The sequence below is a fragment of the Lentzea aerocolonigenes genome (assembly GCF_000955955.1).
Taxonomy (GTDB): Bacteria; Actinomycetota; Actinomycetes; order Mycobacteriales; family Pseudonocardiaceae; genus Lentzea; species Lentzea aerocolonigenes_A.
Genome location: NZ_JYJG01000314.1, coordinates 25,195 through 31,194, shown reverse-complemented (window position 1 = coordinate 31,194; position 6,000 = coordinate 25,195). Strand labels below are relative to the sequence as shown.

The following is a 6,000-nucleotide window of genomic DNA, read 5'->3' as shown; positions in this document are numbered from 1 at the left end:
TACTGGCGGTTGTTGTCGTAGCCGGCCGGCACCCGCAGGATGTACGAGCGGTTCTGGCCACCGGTGTTGATGGTGTGCTGGCCGCTGGTCAGAGCGGGCGCCTTGCCGCATCCGGCCGTGCCCGCCGTCGCGCCGGCCTCGCCGGGGGTCGTGCCGCCGAGTGCGATGCCGGCCGCGCCGAGGAAGACCACGGCGCTCGCGACGGCCATGGCGATGACGGACCTATGCCGGGACATGGCAGGGCCCCTTGTGCTGTTGGAACATCGTTGTCCCTTCGGTTCGTGTCAGACTGCTTGGACCTGGAATCGCTGGTTGTCCGCGCCGGTGGGGTTCCACTGGGAGACGCGGGCGCCGTCGGCGGTCGACACGCTCCAGACGTCCAGGGCGAGGTTGCTCTGCCGGTTGACGAGGCTGATCACTCCGCCGCCCTGGTCGACCACCCGCCACTGCTGGTTCGTCGCGTTCGTGTCGGCCTGCTGGGTGACGTCGGCGCCGCTGCTGGAGCTCGCGACCTGGAGCACCAGGCCGCTGTGCCGGGCCCGGACGCGGTAGAAGCCGCCGCCGGAGTCGACGAAGTCGAACTGCTGGTTGAGCCCGCCGGTCTGGGACCACTGCTGCAGCAACGCGCCCGGTGCCGTGGAGGCGCCGCTGATCTCGATGACCTTCCCGCTGTGGCGGGCGACGAGCCGGTAGTTCACGCCGGGCTTCACCACCGGTCCGGAACCGGTGCCCTGTCCGGTGGCGCGGTAGGTGTGTCCTGTTTGGACGGTGAATTCGGCGACGTCGGCCTCCGGCTTGCCCGGCTGGACCGCCGTACCGGTGGTGATGTCACGCAGCTCGAAGGTTCCGCCGAAGATCCGGTTGCGGACGCGGACGGTGCCGTCTCGATCCGGTGTGACGGACAGGGTGATCGCGCCGTCCGCCGCCCACGTCGCGCCGACGGTGTACCCGCCGCGTCCGCGCAGGCCCGTGACACCCCCAGCGGGCCATGCCGGCGGCACCGCGGGCAGCACGTGCAGCTCGCCGTTGTGGCTGTGCAGCAGCATTTCCGCGATGCCGGAGGTCGCGCCGAAGTTGCCGTCGATCTGGAACGGCGGGTGCAGGTCGAACATGTTGGGCGCCAGGCGTTCCGTCGTCACCAGGGACCGGAGCAGGTCGTGCGCCCTGGCGCCCTCCTCGAGCCGCGCCCAGTAGTTGATCTTCCAGGCGAGGGACCAGCCGGTGCCCGCGTCGCCACGCAGCTCCAGCGTGCGACGGGCCGCGGTGTGCAGCTGCGGGGTGCCGCGCTTGGTGATCTGGTTGCTCGGGTGCAGGCCGTACAGGTGGGAGACGTGCCGGTGGTTCTGTTCCGTCTCCACCCAGTCGTAGAGCCACTCCATGACGTTGCCGCGCGAGCCCACCTTCATCGGTGCGAGCCGCTGCCGCGCCGCCCGCACCTGCGTCCGGAAGTCCGCGTCGACACCCAGCACCTCGGACGCGCTCGCACAGCCGTCGAACAGGTCGCGCAGGATCTGCATGTCCATCGTCGGCCCGGCGCACACGCTCGCGTTCGCGTGGTGGCTGAGCTCCGGAGAGTTCGACGGGTTCGTGACGAGGTACCCGAGACTCGGCTCGCTGACGAGCGTGTCCAGGAAGAACTGCGCGCATCCCTTGAGCGCCGGGTAGTACGTGCGCAGGAAGTTCACGTCGCCGGTGAACCGGTAGTGGTCCCAGATCATGGTCGAGAGCCACGCCCCGCCGGTCTGCCACATGCCCGCCGCCGCGAAGTCGACGACCGAGGAACCGCGCCAGGCGTCGGTGTTGTGGTGGGTGACCCAGCCACGGGCGTTGTACTGCACCTGTGCGGTACGGGCGCCCGTCACCGTGAGGTCGTTGATCATGCGGAACACCGGCTGGAAGCACTCGCCGAGGTTCGTGGTGTCCGCCGGCCAGTAGTTCATCGGCAGGTTGGCGTTGATCGTGTACTTCGAGTCCCACGACGGGGCCATCTGGTCGTTCCAGATCCCTTGCAGGTTCGCCGGTTGCGTGCCGGGCCGCGACGACGAGATCAGCAGGTACCTGCCGTACTGGAACAGCAGCACGGAGAACTGCGGGTCGGGGGTGCTCGCGTGCCGGGTGATGCGGACATCGGTCGGCTGGTCGGCCGCGGCCGTGCGCCCGAGGTCGAGCGTCACCCGCCCGAACAGCGCCTGGTAGTCGGCGACGTGCCGGGCCCGCAGGGTGTCGAACGCGACGCCCTGCGCGGCGTTCAGGTGGCTGCGGGCGATGCCCTGGTAGTCGCCGTTGACCGTGCGGAAGTCCACATAGCTGGTACCGATGGAGATCAGCACGGTGACCGCGTTGGCATTGCTCACCCGCAGCGTGCCGCCGGAACTGGTGACGGAACCGCCGTCCGCCACGGCCTTGGCCAGCGCGAGGAACCGGACCGTGCCCGCGATTCCCCGCTGGGAACCGGAAGTGCCGTCCAGCGCGATCGTCGTGCCGTCCGGGCTCGACGTCGTGGTGCGCTGCGGTGAGCCGAACGTCGCGGTGAACGAGATCGAGCCCGGTGTCTCCGCGGTCAGGCGCACGACGATCACCTGGTCCGGTGCGCTGGCGAACACTTCGCGCCGGAAACGCACGTTGTTCGCCGTGTACGTCACGAGGGTCGTCGCGGTGGTGAGGTCGAGCGAGCGCTGGTAGTTGCTCACGGACGCGGACGGCAGCGCCAGCTTGAGATCACCGACCGGCTGGTAGGCGAGCTGCCCGGCCGGACTGCCCAGCATCGTCTGGTCGATCAGCGACTGCGCCTGCGTCCACTGGTTCGAGAACACGAGCTGCCGGATCTGGGCCAGCGACCCGGCACCCCGCGGGTTGCTGTAGTCGTGCGGACCGCCGGCCCAGACGGTGTCCTCGTTGAGCTGCAGGCGTTCGGTGTCGGTGTTGCCGAACACCATCGCGCCGAGCCGGCCGTTGCCCACCGGCAGCGCGCGCAGCCAGTCGTTCCCGGCCGGGCCGCTGTACCACAGCGCGAGGTCGTTCGCCGCCCGCACCTCCGGCGGCGCCGCCGAGGCGGTGCCGGCCGCGGTCCACCCCGCCTGCGACAGCACCACCCCCGCGCCGAGCATCATGAGCTGCCGCCGGTTCAGGTCGGACATGTCGGTCCTCCAGTGGTTTTTCGCGGTCGCTGAAGCACCCCTGGTGGTCGATCGCCACGAGGAGCAGGGAGGGGAAGGGCAGGTCAGCCCACGGCGCACCGCTCGCCGTTGAGCGTGAACTCGCCTGCGGCCGCGCTGTCACCGGTGTGCGTGGCCTGGAAACCGATCTGCACCGAACCGTTCGGCGGAATTCCCGCGTTGTAGTCGAGGTTGCGCGCGGTCACCTCGCCGGTGGCGGGGGAGTAGCTCGCGCTCCAGCCACTCGTGATGGTCTGCCCGCCGGGCAGCGTGAACCGAAGTTGCCAGCCGTTCACGGCGGTCGCCGACGTGTTGGCGATGGTGATCGTCTCGGTCAGGCCGGTGTTCCAGGGGCTGACCGAAGCGGTGACCTTGCAGCCGTCGGCGGGAACCGGCGTCGTGGTCGTCGTCGTGGTTGTAGTCGTTGTCGTGGTCGTTGTGGTGGGCGGCTTGTCCAGGCCCAGGAAGGCGATGGAGTACGCGAGCATCCCCGGCATCGGCAGGCTGTGCCCGGTGCCCTGGATGCTGATGCCCTCGATGGTCGCCGTCGTACCGGTTGTGCCGTACCGGGTTCGGGTCCAGCTCGGCTGCGGCTGGTCGGTGGACGCCGGCGTCCTGCTCACCCCGTGGAGGTTGGTCCACTGGTCGAGTTCTTCACCGTAGTTGGGGTAGGCCAGTGTGGTGTCGGTCGTCCCGTGCCACAGCTGCATCCGCGGGTACCGGCCGGTGTAGCCGGGATACATGGCCCTGGCCTGGTCACCCCACTGCTGCGGCGACTTCAGCAGGTTCCCGCCCGAGCACTGGCTGTTCCACAACGAGCCGTTCGTCGTCGCGAAGCAACCCGCGGGAACTCCGGAGAACGCCGAGCCCGCGCTGAACACGTCCGGGTACTGGGCGGCCAGCACGTTGGTCATCATCGCGCCGGACGAGAAACCGGCGACGACGATGCGGGCGGCGTCCACGTTGTAGCGCTGACGCGCGTACGACACCATCGACATGATCCCGGTGGAGTCGCCACCCCCGTTGCGGCGCAACGCGTTGGCGGTGGACACGTCGAAGCAGTGACCGTCCCTCGTGGCCTCCGGGTAGACGATCACGTACCCGAGGCGGTCGGCGGCGGTGACGTAGTCGCGTCCGTTGCCGTTGTGCACGGCGCCCGCGGAGCCGCCGCAGTAGTGCACCATCACGAGCATGGCCGGGCGCGCCGCGACCCGGTCGGGCACGTAGACGTACATGTTCAGGCCGGTCGGGTTGGTGCCGAAGTTCGTGACGCGCACCAGCGACGCGGCCTGCGCGGGTGGCGGCACCAGCGAAAGAGCGACGGCGGCGATCAGGAGCACCAGCGCCGCGATGAGCGCCATCAGCCCGGACCTGTCCGGGCACGACCGGGCGTTCATGACGCCCTGCCGAACTGCCACCAGTTCGCGTTGAGCAGGTAACCGTTGCCACCGCTGAACCTCAGGTAGAGGTCACGGGTGCCGGTCAGCCCGTTCACCGGGCACGTGACGCTGGTCCACGACTGCCAGCCGCCGGTGTTGGGCACCGAGCAGCGACCGGCGACAGGTCCGTTCGGGCCGTCGCTGCGGACCTCGACGGAGCTGCCGGCGGTGGTGGACGCGACGCGGGTGGTGAAGGTCGTTGCGCCGGCACCGAAAGCGACGTTCTTCACCTTGATGTAGTCACCGTTGTTGATGAAGCCGACGTTCATGCCGCCTTCGCTGGAGGGCTCGGTCTCGATGCCGCTGCCCCAGCCGATCGTCTCGGCCTCCTGGCGCACGTAGGGGTTGAGCGTGTCCGCGGCCGGCGGCCCCGCCGTGCTCATGTTGATCGTCGGGATCGTGCCGTCGGCGTTGTAGCTGAACTTCTCGACCGCGACGGAGCGGGTGAAGCCGCCACCGCCCGGCAGTGCGCCGTTGTGGTAGAAGAAGTACGAGCTGCCCTTGAAGTCGATGACGCCGGGGTGGTTGGTGAAGCTGCTGCCCTGCGTGGGCATCACGGTGCCGCGGTAGGTCCACGGGCCGGTGGGGCCGGGAGAGGTCGAGTAACCGATGAACTCCGAGCAGCACTTGGCGGCGAAGACGTTGTAGTATAGGCCGTTGCGCTTGTAGACCCACGGACCCTCCTCATAGAGGGTGGGCCGGTTCGGGTCGCCGGTGCGGGTGCCGAACCCCGCCGTGGTGAGCGGAATTCGGTTGATGCCACCGGAGTAGGAGATCATGTCGGTGTTGAGCCGGACGTACGACAGGTTCGGGTTGCCCCAGTACAGGTACGCCTGCCCGTCGTCGTCGATCATCACCGTGGGGTCGATCTCGCCGTTCTCCACCAGCGGACGGCCGATGGCGTCGCGGAACGGGCCGGTGGGGCTGTCGGACACGCCGACACCGATGGCCGGGCGCCCGCTGGCCTTGGTGACGACGGGGACGTACCAGTAGAACTTGCCGTTGCGCTCGATCGCCTGGCCTGCCCAGGCGTCCTGCTTCGCCCAGCTGAAGGTGGCGAGGCTCATGGGTGAGCCGTGGTCGGTCCAGTTCACCATGTCGGCGGATGACCAGACCCGCCACTCCTTCATGGTGAACCACGTCGAGTTGTCCTCGTCGTGGCCGGTGTAGAGGTAGACCCGTCCGTTGTGGACCAACGGCGCCGGGTCGGCGGTGTAGATGTGCTGCACGATCGGGTTGTCCGCCCTCGCGGGGGCGATCACCGTCAGGACCAGTCCCACCGCCGTGGCGACGGTCGTCCAGAACCTTCGTTTCGTGGCCATCATCGTCTCCTGCGAGGGCAGGGGGAGGCACCCGCGGACCGGGCTGTTCGGCCGATCCGCGGGGCGGTCCTCTCCGGTTGGGTG

General features: G+C 69.1%; 3 protein-coding genes and 1 pseudogene. All 4 read right to left on the bottom strand.

Annotated features, from left to right (window positions below):
- Positions 1-236 (bottom strand): annotated as a pseudogene (locus tag UK23_RS54175) (poly(3-hydroxybutyrate) depolymerase); the annotation flags it as partial.
- Between the two features lie 48 nt (positions 237-284).
- The gene (locus UK23_RS34880; RefSeq protein WP_045315998.1) at positions 285-3,137 is read right to left on the bottom strand and encodes a glycosyl hydrolase family 95 catalytic domain-containing protein; all 2,853 of its coding nucleotides are present in this window, start codon (positions 3,135-3,137) and stop codon (positions 285-287) included.
- 83 nt (positions 3,138-3,220) lie between these two features.
- Positions 3,221-4,573 (bottom strand): PHB depolymerase family esterase, encoded by a 1,353-nt coding sequence (locus tag UK23_RS34875; RefSeq protein ID WP_231114820.1) that lies wholly within the window; start codon positions 4,571-4,573, stop codon positions 3,221-3,223.
- Positions 4,549-5,916 (bottom strand): glycoside hydrolase family 43 protein, encoded by a 1,368-nt coding sequence (locus UK23_RS34870; RefSeq protein ID WP_045316007.1) that lies wholly within the window; start codon positions 5,914-5,916, stop codon positions 4,549-4,551. Before UK23_RS34870 ends, UK23_RS34875 begins: the two co-directional genes overlap by 25 nt.
- Positions 5,917-6,000 lie beyond the last annotated feature (84 nt).

What these genes read in the sequence shown, in the direction of transcription:
- UK23_RS34880 (WP_045315998.1), bottom strand. Translation starts at nt 3,137, where the DNA reads ATGTCCGACCTGAACCGGCGGCAGCTCATGATGCTCGGCGCGGGGGTG.
- UK23_RS34870 (WP_045316007.1), bottom strand. Translation starts at nt 5,916, where the DNA reads ATGGCCACGAAACGAAGGTTCTGGACGACCGTCGCCACGGCGGTGGGA.